The 1,728-nt window shown below is 63.1% G+C and carries 2 protein-coding genes; both read right to left on the reverse strand.

All coding sequences use genetic code 11. The features are described from left to right. A partial coding sequence (gene moaC, locus AB4043_RS24535) for a cyclic pyranopterin monophosphate synthase MoaC (protein ID WP_442308393.1) occupies window positions 1–420 on the reverse strand: 420 nt, incomplete at its 3' end. Window positions 421–476: 56 nt separating this feature from the next. After that, a complete protein-coding gene (locus tag AB4043_RS24540; protein ID WP_442308394.1) occupies window positions 477–1,682 on the reverse strand; it encodes a molybdopterin molybdotransferase MoeA in 1,206 nt (401 codons plus the stop codon). Window positions 1,683–1,728 lie beyond the last annotated feature (46 nt).

Genomic DNA, 1,728 nt, shown 5'->3' on the forward strand with positions numbered 1-1,728 from the left:
GAGTTGGACGTGGCGGATGCGGATGCCTTTGTCGAGGGCTTTGGTCATGTCGTAGATGGTGAGTGCGGCGATGGAGGCGGCGGTCATGGCTTCCATCTCGACGCCGGTGCCGGCGACGGTTGCTGCTGTTGCGCGGACACGGATGCCTTCCGGCTCAATCTCAGTTGCGATGTCGACGTAGCTGAGGGGCAGCGGATGACACATCGGGATTAATGTCGAAGTCTGCTTGGCGGCCTGGATGCCGGCGAAGCGAGCTACTTCGAGGGGATTGCCCTTGGGGTTCTGCGGCAGTGCGGCCAGCGTCTGGGCGGAGAGCTCGACGAAGGCCTCCGCGACCGCTTCGCGGCGGGTCTGAGACTTGGCGGAGACGTCCACCATATGGGCCTGCCCGGCGTCGTCGTAGTGAGAGAGTTTGTTCATGACAGTGCTTGGACGTCCATAATTTCTTTCTTTGAGGAAAGAATTTACGGACACGCTTAGCGTAGCAGGAGCGTGACTGGGTCGCCCGCAGGAATGCTCTCGCGGTCTGCGGGGAGAACGGCATAGCAGTTGGCGCGGGCGTTTGCCGCGAGGTCTCCGGAGCCCTGCCATGGCACGAGACGGACCGTTGGCGTAAGTGAGGAATCGAGGTGAGCCGGCAGGAAGCGGGTGAGGCCGGGTTTGTGCTGCAGCGGCTCCGCAGCAGCCGCCTGTGCAAAGAGCGGTGAGAGATTCGCCTGTCCGCCGAGAGCGCGAAGCATGGGCGCGGCAAAGAGCAGGAAGGTGACCTGCGTAGAGACGGGATTGCCGGGATGCCCGAAGAAGTACGGGCCATTGTGCAGACGGCCAAAGACAGCGGGTTTGCCAGGCTGGATTGCCGTGCCGGTGAAGTAGAACTCGGCTCCAAGCTCAGCGAGCACGTCCTCGACGAGGTCGTGCTTTCCGGCAGAGACTCCTCCCGAGAGCAGGATCAGATCGTAGGAGCGGGCCTGGAGTAAARGATCGCGAAGAGATTCGCGAGTGTCAGCGGCGATGGGCAATGCCGAAGGGATACCGCCTGACTCGCGGACGAGCGCCGCGAGGGTATGCGTGTTGGAGTTGCGGATCTGGTGTGGAAGCGGAGTCTCTTCAACCGTCACCAGCTCGTCACCGGTAGCGAGGATGGCGACCGCGGGTTGTGCGTATACCCAGAGTTGGCTGCCGCCGACACTAGCCGCCAAACCGATCTCGGCAGCACCCAGGCGAGCTCCGGCGGGTAGGATGCTCTGACCTGCAGCGGCCTCAGAACCCGTAGGGACGACGTTCTCTCCAGGGCTAAGGGTGCGATCTGAAGAGAGTGAGATGCGATCGCCGGAGCGCTCGACATGTTCGAGCATCACCACGGCGTCGGCGCCTGCCGGGACAGGGGCGCCGGTCATGATCTCGATCGACTCTCCAGGGGCAATCGCACTTCCCTCCCAGGCCTTTCCGGCAGGAAGGAAACCGGTCACCTTCGCCGTCCGGTCGTGGCTGAAACTTGCGGTATCGACGGCGTAACCATCGCGGGTGGAGCGATGGAAGGGCGGCTGGTCGCGGTCGGCGAGCAGTGGAGCTGCCAGGGTGCGGCCCAGGGCATGTTCCAGAGAGATGGACTCGACAGGTGGAATGGGGAGGCTTCGCGCGTGTTCGAGGACGAGATCGAGGGCTTGTGTGAAGGTGAGCAAGAGAGGCTCCCGAAAGTTTCTGGGTATTCCCGGCCCACCCTAACTC

It is taken from the genome of Terriglobus sp. YAF25 (assembly GCF_052113305.1).
GTDB lineage: Bacteria > Acidobacteriota > Terriglobia > Terriglobales > Acidobacteriaceae > Terriglobus.